The following is a 21,085-nucleotide window of genomic DNA, read 5'->3' as shown; positions in this document are numbered from 1 at the left end:
CGGGGAACGCGGACGGGTGCCCGACGACGCAGGCCGGGCCTGCGTCGTCGGGCACCCGTCAGGTGCCGCCCCGCTGGTGCGGGACGTCAGCGGTAGTCGCCGAAGTCCAGGTCCTCGAGCGGGATCGCCTCGCCGGAGCCCATGCCGAGCGCCGGGAAGTCGATCTCGTCGTAGCCGAAGCTCGGGTAGAGCTCCGTCTTGGCCTGCTCGGTGGGCTCGACCGTGACCTTCGTGTACCGGGGAAGACCGGTACCGGCCGGGATGAGCTTACCGATGATGACGTTCTCCTTGAGGCCGAGCAGCGGGTCACGACGACCGCTCATCGACGCCTCGGTGAGCACGCGGGTCGTCTCCTGGAAGGAGGCGGCCGAGAGCCACGAGTCGGTCGCGAGCGACGCCTTCGTGATGCCCATCAGCTCGGGGCGGCCGGAGGCCGGCTGGCCACCCTCCGCCACGGTGCGACGGTTCGCGTCCTCGAACCGGCCGCGCTCGGCCAGCTCGCCCGGGAGCAGCGGGGCGTCGCCCGAGTCCAGGACCGTGATCCGGCGCAGCATCTGCCGCACGATGACCTCGATGTGCTTGTCGTGGATGTCCACGCCCTGGGAGCGGTAGACCTCCTGGACCTCGTCCACCAGGTGCTTCTGCGTGGCGCGCGGGCCGAGGATGCGCAGGACCTTCTTCGGGTCCACCGCACCCTGCACGAGCTGCATGCCGACGCCGACGTGGTCGCCGTCCTGCACGAGCAGGCGCGCACGCTTGGTCACCGGGTAGGCGATCTCCTCGGAGCCGTCGTCCGGCGTGAGCACGAGTCGACGCGAACGCTCGGAGTCGTCGATCGTGATGCGACCCGGGAACTCGGCGATGGGCGCCTCACCCTTGGGCGTGCGGGCCTCGAAGAGCTCCGTGACACGCGGCAGACCCTGCGTGATGTCGTCCGCGGACGCCACACCACCGGTGTGGAACGTACGCATCGTCAGCTGGGTGCCCGGCTCACCGATCGACTGGGCCGCGATGATGCCCACGGCCTCGCCGATGTCGACGAGCTTGCCCGTCGCGAGCGACCGGCCGTAGCACTTGGCGCACGTGCCGACGCGCGACTCGCACGTCAGGACCGAACGGACCTTCGCCTCGCGCACGCCTGCCTCCACGGCGGCGTCGATGAGGACGTCGCCCGCGTCGTCGCCGGCCTTGCCGATGACGTTGCCGTCGGCGTCGACCAGGTCGGACGCGAGGGTGCGCGAGTACACGCTCGTCTCCACCTTGGGGTGGCGGACGAGGATGCCCCCGAGCTCCTCGGCGATCGGCATCGTCAGGCCGCGCTCCGTGCCGCAGTCCTCCTCGCGGACGATGACGTCCTGCGACACGTCCACGAGACGACGCGTGAGGTAGCCCGAGTCGGCGGTCCGCAGCGCGGTGTCCGCCAGACCCTTGCGGGCGCCGTGCGTCGCGATGAAGTACTCGAGGACGGACAGGCCCTCGCGGTAGTTGGACTTGATCGGGCGCGGGATGATCTCGCCCTTCGGGTTCGCCACGAGACCGCGCATACCGGCGATCTGACGGACCTGCATCCAGTTACCACGGGCACCCGAGCCGACCATGCGGTAGACCGTGTTGCGGTCGTTCGCCTCGAGGTTCTCGCGCATGACCGACGCGACCTTGTCCGTCGCCTGGGTCCAGATCTCGATGAGCTCCTGACGGCGCTCGTCGTCCGTGATGAGACCACGGTCGTACTGCTGCTGGACCTTGAGCGCGCGCTCCTCGTGCTGCTCGAGGATCTCGGCCTTCTCCGTCGGGGTGGCGACGTCGGAGATCGCGATCGTGACGCCCGAACGGGTCGCCCAGCGGAAGCCGGCGGCCTTGAGGGCGTCGAGCGAGGCGGCGACCTCGACCTTCGGGTACCGCTCGGCGAGCTCGTTGACGATCGCCGAGAGGCGCTTCTTGTCGACCACCGAGTTCACGTACGGGTAGTCGACCGGCAGCGTCTCGTTGAACAGCGCACGACCGAGCGTGGTGTCGAACAGGATCGGCTGACCGGGCTCCCAGCCCTCGGGCGCCTCGAAGCCGGAGACCGGCGGGACGAGGTCCGTGGTGCGGATCTTCACCGGGGCGTTGAGGTCGAGCGATCCCTGGTCGAAGGCCATGATGGCCTCGGCGACGGACGCGAACGCGCGGCCCTCGCCCTGGGCGCCGGCCTTGTCGCTCGTCAGGTGGTACAGGCCGATGATCATGTCCTGCGAGGGCATGGTCACCGGACGACCGTCCGACGGCTTGAGGATGTTGTTGCTCGAGAGCATGAGGATGCGCGCCTCGGCCTGCGCCTCCGCGCTCAGGGGCAGGTGGACGGCCATCTGGTCACCGTCGAAGTCCGCGTTGAACGCGGCGCACACGAGCGGGTGCAGGTGGATCGCCTTGCCCTCGACGAGCTGCGGCTCGAACGCCTGGATGCCCAGACGGTGCAGCGTCGGCGCACGGTTCAGCAGGACCGGGTGCTCCGTGATGACCTCTTCGAGGACGTCCCACACGACCGGGCGCGCACGCTCGACCATGCGCTTCGCGCTCTTGATGTTCTGCGCGTGGTTGAGGTCCACGAGCCGCTTCATGACGAACGGCTTGAACAGCTCGAGCGCCATCTGCTTGGGCAGGCCGCACTGGTGGAGCTTGAGCTGCGGGCCGACGACGATGACCGAACGGCCCGAGTAGTCGACGCGCTTGCCGAGCAGGTTCTGACGGAAACGACCCTGCTTGCCCTTGAGCATGTCGGAGATCGACTTCAGCGGACGGTTACCGGGGCCCGTGACCGGGCGACCACGGCGGCCGTTATCAAAGAGCGAATCCACAGCTTCCTGCAACATCCGCTTCTCGTTGTTGACGATGATCTCCGGCGCACCGAGGTCGAGCAGGCGCTTGAGCCGGTTGTTCCGGTTGATCACGCGGCGGTACAGGTCGTTGAGGTCGCTCGTCGCGAAGCGGCCACCGTCGAGCTGCACCATCGGGCGCAGGTCCGGCGGGATGACCGGGACGGCGTCGAGCACCATGCCCGTGGGCGAGTTCGTCGTCGTGAGGAACGCGTTGACGACCTTGAGGCGCTTGAGCGCGCGCGTCTTGCGCTGGCCCTTGCCGGAGCGGATGGTCTCGCGCAGCGAGTCCGCCTCGGCCTCCAGGTCGAAGTCCTGGAGGCGCTTCTGGATCGCCGCGGCGCCCATCGAGCCCTCGAAGTAGGTGCCGTAGCGGTCCTGGAGGGCGCGGTACAGCATCTCGTCGCCCTCGAGGTCGGCGACCTTGAGGTTCTTGAAGCGGTCCCAAACCTGGTCCAGGCGGTCCAGCTGGGCGTCCGCGCGCTTGCGGATCTGCGTCATCTCGCGCTCGGCCGAGTCGCGGACCTTGCGGCGCGCGTCGGCCTTCGCACCCTCGGCCTCGAGCTCGGCCAGGTCGGCCTCGAGCTTCTGGGCGCGGGCGTTGATGTCGTTGTCGCGGGCGTCCGCGATCTCCTTCTTCTCCAGGTCGATCTCGTTCTGGAGGTTCGGGAGGTCTTCCTGGCGACCCTCGTCGTCGACCGACGTGATCATGTACGCCGCGAAGTAGATGACCTTCTCCAGGTCCTTCGGGGCGAGGTCGAGCAGGTAGCCGAGGCGCGAGGGCACGCCCTTGAAGAACCAGATGTGCGTGACGGGCGCGGCGAGCTCGATGTGGCCCATGCGCTCACGGCGGACCTTCGAGCGCGTCACCTCGACGCCGCAGCGCTCGCAGATGATGCCCTTGAAGCGCACGCGCTTGTACTTGCCGCAGTAGCACTCCCAGTCCCGGGTGGGGCCGAAGATCTTCTCGCAGAAGAGTCCGTCCTTCTCGGGCTTGAGGGTGCGGTAGTTGATGGTCTCGGGCTTCTTGACCTCACCGTGCGACCACGCACGGATGTCGTCGGCCGTGGCCAGGCCGATGCGCAGCTCGTCGAAGACGTTGACGTCGAGCAAGGTGTCCTACTTCCTTCGTCTGCCGGGGCGCGGTCCCTCCGAGGGGACCGTCGCCGTCGGCTTCATCAAGACGGGGTGGAACGAATGGGGTGCGGGGAGGGCGGGAGCGGGGCCCGGTCAGAGGACCGGGCCGACGCCCCCGCCTGCCCGAGATCAGATCTCGTCGACGCTCGCGGCAGCGTTCGGACGCCGCGACAGGTCGATGCCGAGCTCCTCCGCCGCGCGGTACACGTCGTCGTCGGACTCCCGCATCTCGATCTGGACGCCGTCGCTCGAGAGCACCTCGACGTTCAGGCACAGCGACTGCATCTCCTTGAGGAGCACCTTGAAGGACTCCGGGATGCCCGAGTCGGGGATGTTCTCGCCCTTGACGATGGCCTCGTAGACCTTCACGCGGCCGGGGACGTCGTCGGACTTGATGGTGAGGAGCTCCTGCAGCGTGTAGGCCGCGCCGTACGCCTCGAGGGCCCACACCTCCATCTCGCCGAAGCGCTGACCACCGAACTGCGCCTTACCACCCAGCGGCTGCTGCGTGATCATCGAGTACGGGCCCGTCGAGCGCGCGTGGATCTTGTCGTCGACCAGGTGGTGGAGCTTGAGGATGTACATGTAGCCCACCGACACCGGCTCCGGGAACGGCTCGCCGGAGCGGCCGTCGAAGAGACGGGCCTTGCCGTCGCCGCCGACCATGCGGTCGCCGTCGCGGTTCGGGATCGTCGACGAGAGCAGACCCGTGAGCGCGTCCTCCTGGAGGCCGTCGAACACCGGGGTGGCGACGGGCCGGCCGGGCTCGGACGACGCCGCGATGTCCGGGACGTGGGTCTTCCACTTCGAGCCGTCCTTGCTGACGGTGTCCTCGGCGAGGCTGATGTCCCAGCCCTGCTTCGCGATCCACCCGAGGTGCGTCTCGAGGACCTGGCCGACGTTCATGCGGCCGGGGACACCGAGCGGGTTGAGGACGACGTCGACCGGCGTCCCGTCCTCGAGGAACGGCATGTCCTCGACGGGCAGGATCTTGGAGATGACGCCCTTGTTGCCGTGACGGCCGGCGAGCTTGTCGCCGTCCGTGATCTTGCGGCGCTGCGCGATGTAGACGCGCACGAGCTGGTTCACGCCGGCGGGCAGCTCGTCGCCGTCCTCCCGGTTGAACTCGCGCACGCCGATGACCGTGCCGGACTCGCCGTGGGGCACCTTGAGCGACGTGTCGCGCACCTCGCGCGCCTTCTCGCCGAAGATCGCGCGGAGCAGGCGCTCCTCCGGGGTCAGCTCGGTCTCGCCCTTCGGCGTGACCTTGCCGACCAGGACGTCGCCCGCGCCGACCTCGGCACCGATGCGGATGATGCCGCGCTCGTCGAGGTCCGCCAGGACGTCCTCGGAGACGTTCGGGATGTCCCGCGTGATCTCCTCGGGGCCGAGCTTGGTGTCGCGCGCGTCGACCTCGTGCTCCTCGATGTGGATCGAGGAGAGCACGTCGTCCTGCACGAGACGCTGGCTGAGGATGATCGCGTCCTCGTAGTTGTGGCCCTCCCACGACATGAACGCCACGAGGAGGTTGCGGCCGAGCGCGAGCTCGCCCTCGTCCGTCGCCGGGCCGTCCGCGAGGACGGAGCCGACCTCGACGCGCTGGCCCTCGTCGACGAGCACGCGCTGGTTGTAGCTCGTGCCCTGGTTCGAGCGGCGGAACTTCGCGGCGCGGTAGCTCGTGGTGGTCGCGTCGTCGTTCGCGACGACGATGAGGTCCGCGGAGACCTCGGTGACGACACCGGGCTTGGTCGCGACGATGACGTCACCGGCGTCGACCGCGGCGCGCCACTCCATGCCGGTGCCCACGAGCGGGGCCTCGGAACGGACCAGCGGCACGGCCTGGCGCTGCATGTTCGCACCCATGAGGGCGCGGTTGGCGTCGTCGTGCTCGAGGAACGGGATGAGCGCGGTCGCGACCGACACCATCTGGCGCGGCGAGACGTCCATGTAGTCGACCTGCGCGCCGGGGACGATCTCGACCTCGCCGCCCTTCGTGCGCACGAGCACGCGCTCGTCCGCGAAGGAGCCGTCGGCGTTGAGCACCTGGTTCGCCTGCGCGATGACGTGACGGTCCTCGTCGTCGGCGGTCAGGTACTCGACCTGGTCGGTGACCTTGCCGTTGGTGACCTTGCGGTACGGCGTCTCGATGAACCCGAACGGGTTGATGCGGCCGTAGGACGCGAGCGAGCCGATGAGGCCGATGTTCGGGCCCTCAGGGGTCTCGATCGGGCACATGCGGCCGTAGTGCGACGGGTGGACGTCACGGACCTCCATGCCGGCGCGGTCGCGGGACAGACCGCCCGGGCCGAGCGCGGAGAGGCGACGCTTGTGCGTCAGGCCCGCGAGCGGGTTGTTCTGGTCCATGAACTGCGAGAGCTGCGACGTGCCGAAGAACTCGCGGATCGACGCCACGACCGGGCGGATGTTGATCAGCGTCTGCGGCGTGATCGCCTCGACGTCCTGCGTCGTCATGCGCTCGCGCACGACGCGCTCCATCCGGGACAGGCCCGTGCGGACCTGGTTCTGGATGAGCTCGCCGACGGCGCGGATGCGACGGTTGCCGAAGTGGTCGATGTCGTCGGTCTCGACACGCACGTCCACGGCCTCGCCGGCGCGCTTGCCCGGGATGGTCGCGTGGTCGGCGTGCAGGGCCGCGAGGTACTTGATCGTCGCGACGACGTCCGAGACGGACAGCGTCGAGTCGGTCAGCGGCGCGTCGATGCCGAGCTTCTTGTTCGCCTTGTAGCGACCGACCTTCGCGAGGTCGTAGCGCTTCGGGTTGAAGTAGAAGTTCTCGAGCAGCGCGCGACCGGCCTCGACCGTGGGCGGCTCGCCCGGGCGGATCTTGCGGTAGAGGTCGACGAGCGCCTCGTCCTGCGTGTGGACGTGGTCCTTCTCGAGCGTGTCGAGCACCGAGGGGAGGTCCGAGAACTCCTCGCGGATCTCGGACTCCGTGAGGCCGAGGGCCTTGAGGAGGACCGTGACGGACTGCTTGCGCTTGCGGTCGACGCGCACGCCGACGGCGTCGCGCTTGTCGATCTCGAACTCGAGCCACGCGCCGCGCGACGGGATGATCTTCGCGGAGAAGATGTCCTTGTCGCTCGTCTTGTCGGCCGTGCGCTCGAAGTACACGCCGGGCGAGCGGACGAGCTGCGAGACGACGACGCGCTCGGTGCCGTTGATGATGAAGGTGCCGCGCGCGGTCATGAGCGGGAAGTCGCCCATGAAGACCGTCTGGCTCTTGATCTCACCGGTGTTGTAGTTGACGAACTCCGCGGTGACGAACAGCGGCGCGGCGTACGTGAAGTCCTTCTCCTTGCACTCGTCGGCCGTGTACTTCGGCGGCTCGAAACGGTGGTTGGAGAACGAGAGGGACATCGAGGAACCGAAGTCCTCGATCGGCGAGATCTCCTCGAAGATCTCCTCGAGCCCGGACGTCGCGGGGACGTCCTGGCGTCCGGCCGCGTTCGCCGCGGCGACGCGGGCCTGCCACGCCTCGTTGCCGAGGAGCCAGTCGAAGCTCTCGGTCTGGAGGCCCAGCAGGTCGGGGACCTCGAGGGGCTCGAAGATCTTGGCGAAGGAGACGCGCCGAGAAGCGGTGCGGTTCGCGATGGCGTCGGCGGACGGAGCAGAAGGGGTGCGCGAGGCAGCCAAGAGGGGTCCTTCCCTGCAGATCGAAAGAACGCTGCACCACCCGGCTGGTCGCGATCACCGCCGCCACGACTCCTCGCGGACGCGCACGTACGTCGTCGAGGGGGTCGGGGGTATCTGAGATCGTGGGCACAGGACAGCGCAAAGCGTTAGCATACCCCCTGCGAGCGTGCACGTCCACCCCGACCGCGCACCGACCTGCCGGGCTCGACCCGGCGCCGTCCGGCACCCTGCCCGGTACTCCTCCGGCGGGCCTCGTCGCCCGCCGCACGCTCTCCGGGCACTGGTGCCCGGCCGTTCGTCGGCTCCGCTGTGTGGTGCTGTCCTGTGCTGTCCTGCTGCTCTGCATCGTCGACCCGCACATGGTGGCACACACCACGCCCATCCGGGAAGCCGGTCGGCGCCCTGCGCGCGCCGCGGCCGGCTGCCGGCCGCCGCGCCCCGGCACGTCGACGGACACGACGAGGCCCGCACCCCAGCGGGGTGCGGGCCTCGTGCGGCGTGACGACCGGTCCCGTCAGGACGGGACCGGCGAGATCACTTGACGGTGACCGTGGCGCCGGCGCCCTCGAGGGCAGCCTTGGCCTTGTCCGCGGCCTCCTTGGTCGCGCCCTCCAGGACGGGCTTCGGGGCGCCGTCCACGAGGTCCTTGGCCTCCTTGAGACCGAGGGACGTGAGCGCGCGCACCTCCTTGATGACCTGGATCTTCTTGTCGCCGGCGGCCTCGAGGACGACGTCGAACTCCGTCTTCTCCTCGGCCTCCTCGGCGGCGGCAGCGCCACCGGCAGCGGCCGGGGCGGCAGCGGCGACGGGGGCGGCCGCGGTGACCTCGAAGGTCTCCTCGAAGGCCTTCACGAACTCGTTGAGCTCGATGAGGGTGAGGTCCTTGAACTGCTCGATGAGCTCTTCGGTGCTGAGCTTCGCCATGATGGCGTTCCTTTCGGTTGGTGCTCGGCCACGGCCCGTGGCGGGCCTGCCAGAAGCGGGGTGTGTGCTTGCGCTGTCGTGATCACGAACCAGTCAGAGGACCGGCACGGGATCAGGCGGCAGCGCCCTCCGATTCCTGCTTCTGACGCAGGGCATCGATGACGCGGGCGGCCTGGGCGGTGTTCGCGGTGAAGACGTACGCGGCCTGGAACAGCTTGGCCTTCATCGCGCCGGCCGCCTTGGCCAGCAGGACCTCGCGGGACTCGAGGTCCGCGAGCTTCGTGACCTCCGCAGCGGTCAGGGGGCGCCCGTCGAGGACACCGCCCTTGATGACCAGCGCGGGGTTCGCCTTGGCGAAGTCACGCAGACCCTTGGCTGCCTCGACCGGGTCCCCGGTGACGAAGGCAATGGCCGACGGGCCCTGCAGGTCGGCGTCGAGTCCCTCGACACCGGCCTCCTTGGCCGCGATGGCGGTCAGCGTGTTCTTCACCACGGCGTAGGTTGCGTTGCCGCTGAGCGACCGACGCAGCTGCTTGAGCTGCGCGACGGTGAGCCCGCGGTACTCGGTCAGCACGGCAGCGTTCGAGTCGCGGAACTTGTCCGAGAGCTCGACGACTGCGGCTGCCTTGTCCGGCCTCGCCATGGCAATCCTTCCGGTGGTGGTACCACCGGCGTGGCCCCGGAACGAGAACGAGCCCCGCGCAGGCGCGGGGCTCGGTGTCGCTCGCACGGCGGGGCCGGGCGGACGTCGTCGATTCGCTACCTGCGCTGGCCTCCACCTCGTGGTGGGACTTCGGCCTTCACGTCCTGCAGAGGAGTCTGCGGGCAGCGTCGGACGACCGGCGGTCTTGGGTACGCGTCCATCGTACGGGACGACGGCGCGTGGTCCAAACCGCGGCCCGAGCAGGACGACGGCCTCGCTCGGCGGCGTCGTGGAGGACGCAGCGGCGACACGACGGCTCACACGACGAGCGGCCCGAAGCAGACGAGGGGCACGGGCTCCGGCTCGTCCGCGACGGCGCGCGCGAGCGCGGTCCCGGGCATCGCGCCGTCTCGCAGCTCGGCGTGCAGGGCCGGCATGACCCGCGCCGCGACGTCGTCGCGCAGCGGGCCGACGCTGGCGATCACCGCTCGCGCGCCGAGTCGTAGCAGGACGCTCGTGAGCCCGAGCGACTCCCCGCCGATGCGCGGCGTCGACAGGCCCACCTCGCACGCCGACAGGACGACGACCACCCCTCTCAGGTCGATGCCGTCGAGCTCGTGGGCGAACAGCGGCCCGTCGGCGAGACGGAGCGACGAGAACAGCGGGTTGTCGATGTCGTGCGTGCCGTGCGCGGCCAGGTGCACGACGCCGGCGTCGGGGAGCCTCTCCACCGCGGCGCTGCAGGTCGCGCCCTCCCCCGAGATCAGGTGCGCGTCCTCCCACACGCCCGCCACGAGCTTCGCCTCTGCGGCGGCGAACCGCAGTCCCGGTCCGGCCACGACGAGCGCCTCGCCCTGGCGACGGACGGGGAGGCCCTGCTGGAGGTCGACCCACGAGTTCGCCCAGGTCCGACGTCCCTTCCTGGACGGCAGGGACGCCCACGGCACGGCGAGCAGGAGGTTCCGCGCCGCGATGTGAAGGTCGCCGTCCGCCGCGAGCGGAGCGACCAGCGCGTCGTCGAGCCAGGTCAGCGAACGCTGGAGCGACGACACGGCCGCCGTCCGCATCGGGACGGGGATGAGAGCGTTGGCGAGCACCGCGAAGTCCGCGCGCGCCCGCCGCACCCGCTCGGCGACGTCGCCGAGCGGTGCGAGGCGGAGGAGGCGCGAGCCGTCCCGCGACACCCTGACCGCCATCACGTCGCCGCCCGAGAGCACCAGGTCCGCGACGACGGCCCCGGACCCGCTGTCGGCGAGCGCCGACCGCAGCTCGCGCGTCGTCGTCGGCGTCGGGGTGCCGGCCTCGCCCTCGTGCCGCCAGGACCGTCGCCGCGCGTCGTCCTGGAGTCGCCTCGCCTCTCGCAGGTGCTGCTGGCGCCGGAGCTGGGCCGCTCCCTCGCCGTCGGACCCGATGTCCCGCGCCGCCTCGACCTCGCGGCGCGCGGCGGTGAGCAGCGCGGCCAGCTCCGGGTCGGCGGGTGGCCGCACGCGCCCGGATCCCGCGAACGTCGCGCGCCCTCGCTCCACCGCGTCGAAGACGTCGGCCGGCCGGCCCGTGCCGAGCGCCGCGTCGACGTCCAGGTTCCCGAGCCGCACGCCGTGGACCGCCGTCGCCGTCACCGCGTCGACCGAGCCGAGCCGCGCCCGGTGCTCGGCGATCGCCCGCTGACCGTGCCGGACCGCACGGACCCCGTTGCGGCGGTCACCGCGGGCGAACGCCAGCTGCGCTCGGACGACCTGGTGCTGCACACGGACGGGGAACGGGGCCCACTCGGGGAGCCGCCGGATCTCGGCGAGGACGTCCTGGGCATGGTCCAGGCGGCCGGCGAGGATCGACCACTCCGCGGCCTGGAGCCGGGCCGGCACGCTGACCCCGAACCGAGCGACCGCGCCGCGGGCGTCGCCCTCGCGCGCGACCTCGAGGGCGAGGTCGATGCGCCGGGACACACGCGTGCGCGACACCTGCTCCGTGCGGTCCGCGGCGAGCATCGCCTCCAGCTCCACGACCCGGGCATACAGGCCCCACGTGGTGTTGCCCGCCCGCACGTACAGCCGGCGGGCCTGGCCCGCGAGGGCCCGCGAGTCGTCGTACCGCCGGAGTCCCACCAGGCATCGGGCACGGTCCAGCAGCGCCTCCGCGCGTTCCTGGGCCAACCCGTCCCCGGCGAGGAGAGAAGCCGCCTCCTCCAGCGCGACCTCGGCCTCGGAGAGCAGCCCGACCTCGTAGAGCACGCGTGCCCTGCCGACGAGCGCGACGCCGTCCGGTCCCTCAGGCAGGTACGTCACGGAGTCGTCGAAGTACTTCAGGGCCGCGGGCATGTCGCCCCGCACGTGGTGCATGTACCCGATGTTGTGCATCGCGAAGGAGACGTAGTAATCGTTGTCGAGCAGGCGCGCGTGCTCCAGCGCGCGCTCGTAGTCGGCGAGCGCCGCGTCCATGACGCCGAGGTCGACGAGCGCCGACCCGCGGTTCAGGCTCAGCACCGTCAGGTCACGGTGGTCGGCGGGGTCCGCGAGATCGAGCGCCACGGTCAGCGGACGGACCGCCGCCTTGCTGTCGCCCGAGCGGAGCAGGAGCACGCCGTGCTGGCCGTGGACCAGACCACGGAGCCGGCCGTCCAGCGGACCTGCCGCAGCCTGCGCCGTCGCCAGCACGTCTCGGCCCGCGTCCACGCTCCCCGTGAGCGCGTAGGCGCAGGCGGCCTCGCCCACGAGCGCACGGACCCGGACCTCCCGGGACCAACGGGTCGCCCCGTTGGCCCCCTCCCACCGCTCCACGTCGCGGACGAGGCGACGGAACTCGCGGGAGGCGGGGCGCACCTTCGAGAGCGCGTTCATCTCCTGCGCGCCCCGGAGGCGGTCGGTGAACCCACGACGCACGTCGTCGTTCATCCGACCGCCCCCCGCCCGTGGTCAGGCGGTGGTGACCCCCTGCGCGAACAGTCCCGGTACACGTCGCACAGCATCCCACGCGCTCGCCGTGCGCTGCCTGACGGCGTCCTGGGCAGCCGCGGCGGACTCCGGCGCGGCCTCGGCCTTCTCCGCCTCGCTCGTCCGTCGCGCACGCTCCTCGAGGATCTCTCGAGCGATCTCCGCGGCGAGATAGGGCGCGGAGAAGGAGGTACCGCTCCAGGTCGCGAAGCCCCCCTTGAAGTCGTCGGGGTCGACGGACGCGCGCACACCCGGGCCGAGGCGTTCCGGGAGCCGAACGGACGGCGTCACCGGACCGTCGATGGTCGTCGGCATGGTGCTCACGACGGCGGCACCGGGCTTCACGGCCGTGACCCAGGGACCGTCGTTGCTGAACACCGCGACGGTCGAGTCGGGATTCGTCGCGCCGACGGCGACGATCGGGGTGTAGTCGGGCTTGAGGTCCGCGGGCTTCCGGGGCACGGCCCCGTCGACGGTGCGGTCGACCCTGGGCGTCCACGCAGCAGGGAACATCGGTCGCGTCGTCCCGTCGTTCCCGGCAGCGACGACCACCACGACGCCGGCCTTGCGCAGGGCGCGCAGGACGCGGCGCAGCGGACCGTCGTAGCCGTAGTCCTCGGGCTGCTCGTGGTAGTAGCCCATCGCGAGGACCACGACGTCCACCGGGTGGTAGTCCTTCGTGCCCCGCAGACCGAGCCGGTGGAATCGGAGGAGGCGCCACAGCGTGTGGAGGACCTCCCACTCGGGGACGTCCCCGGAGCCGCCGAAGGCGCGCACGGACAGGAGCACCGCGTCCGGGCAGAGCTGGTGCACGATGCCGGCCTGGAACGTGCCGTGGCCCGCGACCGGGTCGAGCGGGCCCGTGAGCGGGTCCTTGCTCATCCCTCCGTACTCCGCGTCCTCCGAGTCGATGCGCGGGACGGGGAACGTGCCGATCGGGGTGTCGTCCAGCGTCGCGTCGCGCACGACCACCGAGTCCGGCCGGTCCGACGGCTCGCCCGGCACGTAGGTCCCGAACCAGGGGTGCGTCCCGACACCCGTGTCGACGAGAGCGACCGAGGTCCTCCGGAAGCCCTCTGCCGTGAACCACGGGTTCGGGCCGTCGGCGAAGCGTCGCACCGGCGCGGGCGCGATGAGCCGGACCGGGACGAGGCCCCCGGAGCCCGGCACCCCGTACTCGTCGATCGCGCTCACGGGGAGGGGCGTCGAGCGAGGACGCGACACCGGGACGAAGGGCAGCGGGGTCGTGCGGCGCTGCGCACGCATGACGTGGTCGAGCCCGGCGGCCGGCGCCTCGAGCCCGTCGTCGTCCCGCAGGTCGCCGAGCTCGGAACCGATGCGCTCCAGCACCTCCCACGTGTCCGCCTCGACGTCGTCCGGACGAACCGGCACGAACCGCAGCGCGTACCCGAACGCGTCGTCGTCGTCCATCGCGAGGTCACCGAGCCGGCTGTCGTACACGACCTGGTACCCCAGGTCGGCCGCGATACGGCGTACGCCGTCGAGCCAGGTCGTCGGTGCGTCGTCGCCGGTCCACGCCGGGAGGGCGACCTCGGCGCCGGGACCACCCGCCCGCAGGCTCTCGGCCTCCGGGCGGGCGAGGTCTCGCAGACCGGCGGGCGGTGCTCCACGGACGATGATGCGGTCCGACACGTACGCCGTGGGCTCCACGCGCGAGGCGCCCGGACTGCGACGGACGCGCTCCGGGTCGAGGTGCCGGACCGGTCGACGACCGCCTACGGCGTCTCGGACCGTGCGGGCCGGGGGGATCTCAGGGGTCTCGCTCACGTGCTCCTCCTCGAGGACGACAGGTCTCGCCGGCCCGGTCCGGTGCCACGGCCGGTCCGGCACGCGCGACGCTCACCGTCGCGCGGCGGGGTTCAGGGTGCAGTCGTGGCGCCGCGACCGACCGGGTCACGGCGCCGACCTGCGGCTCTACAGCTCGATGACCGGCGTGCTCACGGCTCCGCCGGTGCCGTCGGCGCGGCGCACGACGAGGCTCGCCGGGCCACGGTCGACGGCGTCGAAGACGAACCGGCCGTCGTCGTCGCTCGCGGTCTCGGTCACCGACCCCGGCCGGTGCAGCTCGACGCGCAGCGCCGTCGCGGGCGCGGCCCAGCCGTCGACGCGTACCCGGCCGCCCTCGGCGGGCGACAGCGAGATCATCACGGTGACGGACTCGGACGTGAACGTGATCGTCCGCGCCTCGACGGGCGGCGCGTCGCCGCGCACCGACATGGCGGGGGCCTGGACGTACTCCAGCTCCATGACCTCGGCCTCGAGGCCGGCGAGCGTGATGGCGAACAGGGACCGCTCGACCAGGCCCGCGGGCACGGGGTCGAGCTCGTCCGCGATGCGGGCGAGGTCGGCGAGGAGCGCGACGTCGACCGCGTCCAGGGGCTCGTCGGGGCTGTGCTTGGACTCGGCGCTCATGATGTTTCCCACGATTCCCCCTGGTCGTCGATGATGTCGCGCAGCTTGGCGAGGCAGCGGCCGCGCGTGGAGCCGATGCTGCCGACCGGCATGCCGATCGCAGCAGAGATGGCCTTGTAGTCCGGCCGGTCGGCCAGGGAGACGAGCCGCAGCAGCTTCTGGCACCGGTCCGGAAGCAGGTCGAGGGCTCGCCACAACCCGCGGTCCCGCTCGTTGCGCAGCACCTCGAGGTCCGGCGTCGGGTCTCCCGACGGCAGCTCTGGCACGCCCTCGTCGGTGTCGTCGGGCAGCTCGGTGCGGCGTCGCGCGTCGTCACGGTGCTTGCGCACCGTCTCCCACGCCGCGCGCTTGGCCGTGATGAGCAGCCACTTGAGCACGGCGTGCGGTTCCTTGATGGTCATCGCGTTGCGGACGAGCGCCACCCACACGGTCTGCACGACGTCGTCGGCCTGCTCGCGGTCGACGCCCTGCGCACGGACGGTGTGCCAGAGCAGCGGCGTCGCCTCGCGGACGAAGTCGCCCAGGGCCTGCGGTCGCCCGTCCCGGTACTCGAGGAGCGCGACGGCTCCCCGGTCCCCGAGGCTGGGTTCCGGTTGACCGGTGTCGGCGAGATCTTCGGTCGTCCTCGTCATCGGCGGCTCTGTCCTCGGCACGCTCGTGCGATCAGCCGGCGGCGGGGGTTCCGCCGGGACGCCTGATGGTACGGCGAACTCATCGGGCTCGACAACCATCGTCACTGGTCACGACCCTCCGTGCTTGCTCTGTCGCGGCCTCATCGTTCTCCTCCGTGGTGAGCGTGAACCGGCTGCTCGGGGTACGGATCGCACCCTGCACCCGGACGAGAGGGGCCCCCGTCCGCGTCTGATACATCCGATGGCACCCAGTTTGCGCACAGGTTTCTTCCGGCCCCACCTGCCGGTCACCCATCCGTGCCTGCGACGTCTCCGAACCCGGTCCGAGCGCGGGAGCGGCCCGCGCCACGACACCGAAGGTGGGTACGCACCATGTCCTCGTCCCCGAACCGACTCCTCGCCACCGTGCTCGGCGCCGTCTACCTGCTCGTGGGCCTCGCAGGATTCGTCGTGACGTCCGGCGTCGGCTTCGCCGCCACGGAGGGCGAGAACCTGCTGCTGTTCGAGGTGAACCCGCTGCACAACGTCGTGCACCTCGGCATCGGCGCCGCACTGCTCCTGGCGTCCCGCTCGGTCTCCGCCGCCAAGGCGGTCAACGTGACGGTCGGCGCCGTCTACCTGCTGGTCGGCGTGGTCGGCCTCTTCCTCGTCGGGACGGCCGCCAACATCATCGCGCTCAACGGCGCCGACAACGTGCTGCACCTCGGCAGCGCGATCCTCCTGCTCGGCGTGGGCCTCGCGGCGGACAAGCAGGCCGCTCCCCGCGCCGCGACGGCGTGAGCAGACAGGTACCTCTGCTCCGCGTCCTCGTCGGGTTCGCCCTGCTGGGCGCCGGGATCGTCAACCTCGGCCTGGTCCGGGGGACCTTCCCGGAGCCCGCCGGGTTCCTCGCGCTCGGGCTCGGTGCGGCGGAGGTCGGCACGGCGCTCCTCGCGCTCGCCGACGCCCGTCCCCGGCGCCTGGGCCCGACGACGCTCGGTCGCGTCGGGATCGGCGCGCTCGCCGCGGGGAGCGTCGCCCAGGCGGCCCTCGCGGTCTCGGGCGGCGGACGTCTCGGCCCGACCGTCACCGCGGCGGCCGCACTCCAGCTCGCGGGTGCGGCGATGCTGGGCGTCCTGACGCGCACCGCGCCGGCCGCGCCGGGTCGGGACGTCGCCTCCGCCGCCGCGGAACCCCCCGGACCGCGACCCGCTGGTCGCTCCGGAGCCGGTACCGGGACAGACGCCGGTGCCGGCGCCGGTGCGCGCGCGGGTCCGGGAACGGCTCCTTCGGGAACCGGCCTGCGGACCGCGGGCTCACTCGCTGCGCTCTTCACCGGCGCGATCCTCGTGGCGACGGTCGCGACGTTCGGGCTCGGTGCCACCGAGGCGGGCGAGCACGCCGTCCCGCACGGCGACCACCGTCTGCCCGGCCCTCCGGGCCTCCGCGGGCACCATCCGTGAGCCGCGCGACCCGTCGCGTCTACGCGTTCTCCCGTAGCCGACCGGACCGAAGTAGCGGGAGATCCCTCATGCCACGCCGCACCGCGGGCTCCTAGCGTCGAGACGACCCGTCGACGAGACGGGTCGGCGCGTGGCGACGTCGCGCGCGTCCGAGACCCGAGGAGCACCACCGTGAGAACCCACTCGACCGCCCGCCCGCGCCGCGGGACCGGACGGGCGCTGCGCGCGCTCGCCACCGCCGCGACCGCTCTGGCCCTCGCCGCCACGGGTGCGCTGACCGTCGCCCCGGCGACGGCCGCCCCCGCGACCAGCCCGACGGCGACCGCACCGGCGGCCGCTGCGCCGTCGGGCACGCAGTGGCTCACCGGCTACTGGCACAACTTCGACAACGGCTCCGTGACGATGCGCCTGTCGGAGATCCCGCAGGCGTACAACCTGGTCGCGATCGCGTTCGCCGACAACCTTGCGGGGACGCCCGGCGGCATCACGTTCAACCTGGCGAGCGCGGAGCTCGACGGGTACACCGAGTCGCAGTTCACGGCCGACGTCGCGACGATCCGTTCCCAGGGGCGCAAGGTCGTGATCTCCGTCGGGGGCGAGCGCGGGAACGTCGTCGTCTCCAACGCCACCGAGGCGAAGAACTTTGCCGACACCACGTACGCGCTCATGCAGGAGTACGGCTTCGACGGCGTCGACATCGACCTCGAGCACGGGATCAACGCGACGTACATGGCGAGCGCGCTGCGCCAGCTGTCCGCCAAGGCCGGGCCCGACCTCGTCATCACGATGGCGCCGCAGACCATCGACTACCAGGCGACGAGCATGGGCTACTACCAGCTCACGCTCGCCATCAAGGACATCCTCACGATCGTCAACACGCAGTACTACAACTCCGGCTCGATGATGGGCTGCAACCAGCAGGTCTACTCCCAGGGCACGGTCGACTTCCTCACCGCGCTGTCGTGCATCCAGCTCGAGATGGGGCTCCGGCCGGACCAGGTCGGCATCGGAGTCCCCGCGGTCCCCCGCGCTGCCGGTGGCGGGTACCAGCCGCTGGCGAACGTCGTGAAGGCCGTCGACTGCCTCGAGGTCGGGACCGGCTGCGGCACCTTCCGGCCCGCGACGCCCTACGGGAAGATCGGCGGCGTCATGACGTGGTCGATCAACTGGGACAAGACCAACGGCTACGAGGTCGCGGACGTGATCGGTGGCCGGCTCGCGAGCGGCCCGACCGACCCGACCGACCCGACGGACCCCACCGATCCGACCGATCCGACCGACCCCACGGACCCGGGCGACTGCACCGCACCCTCGTGGTCCGCCTCGGCGGTCTACACCGGCGGCAACCGTGTCACGTACCAGGGCCGCACGTACGAGGCGAAGTGGTGGACGACGAACGAGAACCCGAGCCAGAGCGGTCAGTGGGGCGTCTGGCGAGACCTCGGCGCCTGCTGACATCCCCTCCTGGAACGCCGACGGCGCGGCTCCCCGGGGGGAACCGCGCCGTCGGCGTGGTGCGCTCGGGCTGGGCCCGGTCGCGACGAGGAACGCTGCGGTCAGGCCGCGTCGTCCTCGAGGAGCTTCGTCGTCTTGGACTGGTCGAGCGGGATGCCCGGGCCCATCGTCGTCGTCAGCGTGGCCTTGGTGATGTACCGGCCCTTCGACGACGACGGCTTGAGACGCAGGACCTCTTCGATCGCCGCCGCGTAGTTCTCCACCAGCGCCGTCTCGTCGAACGAGACCTTGCCGATGATGAAGTGCAGGTTCGAGTGCTTGTCGACGCGGAACTCGATCTTGCCGCCCTTGATGTCGGTGACGGCCTTGGTCACGTCCATCGTCACGGTGCCGGTCTTCGGGTTCGGCATGAGGCCACGGGGACCGAGCACCTTGCCCAGGCGACCGACCTTGCCCATGAGGTCCGGCGTCGCGACCGCGGCGTCGAAGTCGGTGTAGCCGGCGGCCACCTTCTCGATGAGCTCGTCGCCACCGACCTCGTCGGCGCCGGCCGCGCGGGCCTCCTCGGCCTTCGCCGCGTTCGCGAAGACGATGACGCGGGCCGTCTTGCCCGTGCCGTTGGGGAGGTTCACCGTGCCGCGGACCATCTGGTCCGCCTTGCGCGGGTCGACACCCAGGCGGAAGACGACCTCGACGGTCGCGTCGTACTTGACGGTCGACGTCTCCTTGGCGAGACGGATCGCCTCGAGCGGGGCGTAGAGACGCTCCCGGTCGATCTTCTCCTCGGCGTTGCGGTACGCCTTGCTGCGCGTTGCCATGCTGCTTCTCCTTCTGCAGTCGTGGTCAGCGGGTCCGCGCGGACCCTGCCACTGCCGCCCACGGACGTGGGCGGACGTCGGTCTCCCTGCGCGGACGACGCCCGAGCGGGGAGAGGTCGAGGGCGTCAGCCCTCGACGGTGATGCCCATCGAGCGGGCCGTGCCGGCGATGATCTTCGACGCGGCGTCGATGTCGTTCGCGTTGAGGTCCTCGAGCTTGGTCTGGGCGATCTCGCGCACCTGGTCGGCGGTCAGCTTCGCGACCTTGACCGTGTGCGGCGTCGCCGAGCCCTTCTGGACGCCCGCGGCCTTCTTGATGAGCTCCGCGGCCGGCGGGGTCTTCGTCACGAAGGTGAACGAGCGGTCCTCGTAGACGGTGATCTCGACCGGGATCACGTTGCCGCGCTGCGACTCGGTGGCCGCGTTGTAGGCCTTGCAGAACTCCATGATGTTCACGCCGTGCTGACCGAGCGCGGGGCCGATCGGCGGTGCGGGCGTCGCCGCACCGGCCTGGATCTGGAGCTTGATGAGGCCGGAGACCTTCTTCTTGGGAGGCATGAGTCTTCCCTGTCCTTCTTCTCGTGGGCCGACGCCGTGGGCGATGACCCGGTTGCAGTACTGCGCTCGCACGCGCTCCCGGCGGACGCCGGGCGCCGTGTCAGATCTTGGCGACCTGGTTGAACGACAGCTCGACCGGGGTCTCCCGGCCGAAGATGGAGACGAGGACCTTGAGCTTCTGGTTCTCGACGTTGATCTCGGAGATCGTGGCGGGCAGCGTGTCGAACGGTCCGTCGGTGACGGTGACCGACTCGCCGACGGTGAAGTCGACCTCGATCGGGGCCCTGGCCGCCGCGGGGAGCGGCTTGCCGGGCTCGGGTGCCGGCGCGAGCGTCGACGCGAGCATCGAGAAGACCTCGTCGAGCGTCAGCGGCACGGGCTGGTGGGTGTGACCGACGAAGCCGGTGACACCGGGCGTGTGACGCACCGCGCCCCACGACTCGTCGGTGAGGTCCATGCGCACGAGGACGTAGCCGGGGATGCGGACACGACGCACGATCTTCTTCTGCGCGTTCTTGATCTCGGCCACCTCCTCCATGGGGACCTCGATCTGGAAGATGTAGTCCTCCATGTTCAGGCTCTGGATGCGGTTCTCCAGGTTGGCCTTCACACGGTTCTCGTACCCGGCGTACGAGTGGATGACGTACCAGTCGCCGGGCTGCGTGCGCAGCGCGCGCTTGAACTCCGCGACCGGGTCCTCGATGACGTCTCCGTCCTCGTCGGACGGGCGCTCGTCCTCGACGTCATCGACGTCGTCGGCGTCGGCCTCGGTCGCGCCGGACTCGTCGTCGTCCGTCTCGAGCTCGTCGCTCTCCACGAGCTCGCCGGTCTCGTCGACCTCGGGCGCGTCCGTGGTCTCGTCGACCTCGTCCTGGGCACCCTCGGGCTGCGTCGGGTCGACGTTCTCCGTCTGGTCCAGCGACTCCTGGGACACGAACGAACCTGCTTTCTGCTGACCGGCTTCGATGACTTCTGGAAGGACTGCTGCTGGAAGCGCCGACGGCGCCCCGAGGGGCGCCGGGTGCCGGGTGACCGGCACGTCGGGTGCGTCGTGGCCGGCTAGTCCCCGAAGACCCACAGGACGGCCTGGCCGATCCCGAGGTCGAGCACCGTCACGAAGGCCATGACGACGACCACGAAGACCAGGACGACCGTGGTGTAGGTGATCAGCTCGGACCGCGTCGGCGTGACGACCTTGCGGAGCTCGGCGACCACCTGGCGCACGAAGAGCGCGATACGGGCGAAGAGGTTGGGCTTCTTGTCCTTGACGGGACGGCCCTTCGTCACCTCGTCGGCGCGTGCGCCGTCCGCACCCACGGCCTCTGACGGCGATTCGCTCACTGATCTACCCCATCGCTGACGTGCGGGACGTGCCCCGGACCTGCTGGAACCTCTCGTGCAGCCCGTTCTCGGACCACGCACGACCCCCGAGAGGGAGGTGCTGTGCAGGGTAGACAGGACTCGAACCTGCAACCTGCGGTTTTGGAGACCGCTGCGCTACCAATTGCGCCACTACCCTTCGCGACCGACACCCCTCTGCCGCCTCCGGAGGCTCGACGTGGAACGTCGAGGCGCGGCACAACAGGTGGGCATCAACCACCGAAG

General features: G+C 70.9%; 15 protein-coding genes and 1 tRNA gene. 3 read left to right on the top strand and 13 right to left on the bottom strand.

Features of this window, described 5'->3' with window-relative positions; translation table 11 throughout:
* Positions 1-86: 86 nt before the first annotated feature.
* The 8 genes from NFS20_RS19915 to NFS20_RS19880 all read right to left on the bottom strand — a co-directional run bounded on the left by NFS20_RS19915 (position 87) and on the right by NFS20_RS19880 (position 15,208).
* Entirely contained in the window at positions 87-3,968 is a 3,882-nt protein-coding gene (locus tag NFS20_RS19915; RefSeq protein ID WP_251153531.1) for a DNA-directed RNA polymerase subunit beta', read from the bottom strand.
* Positions 3,969-4,121: 153 nt separating this feature from the next.
* Positions 4,122-7,646 carry a DNA-directed RNA polymerase subunit beta gene (rpoB, locus tag NFS20_RS19910; protein ID WP_251153530.1) on the bottom strand — a complete coding sequence of 1,175 codons (3,525 nt, stop codon included), beginning with the start codon at positions 7,644-7,646 and terminating at the stop codon, positions 4,122-4,124.
* Between the two features lie 534 nt (positions 7,647-8,180).
* Positions 8,181-8,570 carry a 50S ribosomal protein L7/L12 gene (gene rplL, locus NFS20_RS19905; protein WP_251153529.1) on the bottom strand — a complete coding sequence of 130 codons (390 nt, stop codon included), beginning with the start codon at positions 8,568-8,570 and terminating at the stop codon, positions 8,181-8,183.
* Positions 8,571-8,682: 112 nt separating this feature from the next.
* Complete coding sequence (rplJ, locus tag NFS20_RS19900) at positions 8,683-9,213, bottom strand: 50S ribosomal protein L10 (protein WP_251153528.1); 531 nt, start codon at positions 9,211-9,213, stop codon at positions 8,683-8,685.
* A 317-nt stretch (positions 9,214-9,530) separates the two neighbouring features.
* Positions 9,531-12,104, bottom strand: coding sequence for a CHAT domain-containing protein (locus NFS20_RS19895; protein ID WP_251153527.1), 2,574 nt, complete (start codon positions 12,102-12,104; stop codon positions 9,531-9,533).
* A gap of 21 nt (positions 12,105-12,125) precedes the next feature.
* Entirely contained in the window at positions 12,126-13,931 is a 1,806-nt protein-coding gene (locus NFS20_RS19890) for a S8/S53 family peptidase (RefSeq protein ID WP_251153526.1), read from the bottom strand.
* 147 nt (positions 13,932-14,078) lie between these two features.
* Complete coding sequence (locus NFS20_RS19885) at positions 14,079-14,576, bottom strand: hypothetical protein (RefSeq protein ID WP_251153525.1); 498 nt, start codon at positions 14,574-14,576, stop codon at positions 14,079-14,081.
* Positions 14,573-15,208: an RNA polymerase sigma factor gene (locus NFS20_RS19880; protein WP_251153524.1), complete on the bottom strand. Its 636-nt coding sequence runs from the start codon at positions 15,206-15,208 to the stop codon at positions 14,573-14,575. The genes NFS20_RS19885 and NFS20_RS19880 overlap by 4 nt, the downstream gene beginning before the upstream one ends.
* A gap of 372 nt (positions 15,209-15,580) precedes the next feature.
* Between NFS20_RS19880 and NFS20_RS19875 the strand changes: the two genes are divergently transcribed.
* From NFS20_RS19875 to NFS20_RS19865, 3 genes are all read left to right on the top strand, one after another.
* Positions 15,581-15,988: a DUF4383 domain-containing protein gene (locus NFS20_RS19875; RefSeq protein ID WP_251153523.1), complete on the top strand. Its 408-nt coding sequence runs from the start codon at positions 15,581-15,583 to the stop codon at positions 15,986-15,988.
* The gene (locus tag NFS20_RS19870; RefSeq protein ID WP_251153522.1) at positions 15,985-16,650 is read left to right on the top strand and encodes a hypothetical protein; all 666 of its coding nucleotides are present in this window, start codon (positions 15,985-15,987) and stop codon (positions 16,648-16,650) included. Before NFS20_RS19875 ends, NFS20_RS19870 begins: the two co-directional genes overlap by 4 nt.
* Before the next feature lie 171 nt (positions 16,651-16,821).
* The gene (locus tag NFS20_RS19865) at positions 16,822-18,105 is read left to right on the top strand and encodes a glycosyl hydrolase family 18 protein (protein ID WP_251153521.1); all 1,284 of its coding nucleotides are present in this window, start codon (positions 16,822-16,824) and stop codon (positions 18,103-18,105) included.
* Between the two features lie 101 nt (positions 18,106-18,206).
* Here the strand turns inward: NFS20_RS19865 and rplA are convergent, their stop codons facing one another.
* From rplA to NFS20_RS19840, 5 genes are all read right to left on the bottom strand, one after another.
* Positions 18,207-18,923 carry a 50S ribosomal protein L1 gene (gene rplA / locus NFS20_RS19860; RefSeq protein WP_251153520.1) on the bottom strand — a complete coding sequence of 239 codons (717 nt, stop codon included), beginning with the start codon at positions 18,921-18,923 and terminating at the stop codon, positions 18,207-18,209.
* Positions 18,924-19,048: 125 nt separating this feature from the next.
* Positions 19,049-19,480 (bottom strand): 50S ribosomal protein L11, encoded by a 432-nt coding sequence (gene rplK, locus NFS20_RS19855; RefSeq protein ID WP_251153519.1) that lies wholly within the window; start codon positions 19,478-19,480, stop codon positions 19,049-19,051.
* 100 nt (positions 19,481-19,580) lie between these two features.
* Entirely contained in the window at positions 19,581-20,414 is an 834-nt protein-coding gene (gene nusG / locus NFS20_RS19850; protein ID WP_251153518.1) for a transcription termination/antitermination protein NusG, read from the bottom strand.
* 125 nt (positions 20,415-20,539) lie between these two features.
* Positions 20,540-20,821 (bottom strand): preprotein translocase subunit SecE, encoded by a 282-nt coding sequence (secE, locus tag NFS20_RS19845; protein WP_251153517.1) that lies wholly within the window; start codon positions 20,819-20,821, stop codon positions 20,540-20,542.
* 105 nt (positions 20,822-20,926) lie between these two features.
* Positions 20,927-20,999, bottom strand: a tRNA-Trp gene (locus NFS20_RS19840).
* Positions 21,000-21,085 lie beyond the last annotated feature (86 nt).

Source organism: Cellulosimicrobium sp. Marseille-Q4280 (assembly GCF_943181405.1).
GTDB lineage: Bacteria > Actinomycetota > Actinomycetes > Actinomycetales > Cellulomonadaceae > Cellulosimicrobium.
This window is presented reverse-complemented; position numbering and strand designations above follow the sequence as displayed.

Bases quoted from the DNA above. Each gene is read 5' to 3' on its own strand.
- NFS20_RS19880 (WP_251153524.1), bottom strand. From the start codon at position 15,208: ATGACGAGGACGACCGAAGATCTCGCCGACACCGGTCAACCGGAACCC.
- rplL (WP_251153529.1), bottom strand. From the start codon at position 8,570: ATGGCGAAGCTCAGCACCGAAGAGCTCATCGAGCAGTTCAAGGACCTC.
- NFS20_RS19885 (WP_251153525.1), bottom strand. From the start codon at position 14,576: ATGAGCGCCGAGTCCAAGCACAGCCCCGACGAGCCCCTGGACGCGGTC.
- rplA (WP_251153520.1), bottom strand. From the start codon at position 18,923: ATGGCAACGCGCAGCAAGGCGTACCGCAACGCCGAGGAGAAGATCGAC.
- NFS20_RS19875 (WP_251153523.1), top strand. From the start codon at position 15,581: ATGTCCTCGTCCCCGAACCGACTCCTCGCCACCGTGCTCGGCGCCGTC.
- NFS20_RS19895 (WP_251153527.1), bottom strand. From the start codon at position 12,104: ATGAACGACGACGTGCGTCGTGGGTTCACCGACCGCCTCCGGGGCGCG.
- rplJ (WP_251153528.1), bottom strand. From the start codon at position 9,213: ATGGCGAGGCCGGACAAGGCAGCCGCAGTCGTCGAGCTCTCGGACAAG.
- rplK (WP_251153519.1), bottom strand. From the start codon at position 19,480: ATGCCTCCCAAGAAGAAGGTCTCCGGCCTCATCAAGCTCCAGATCCAG.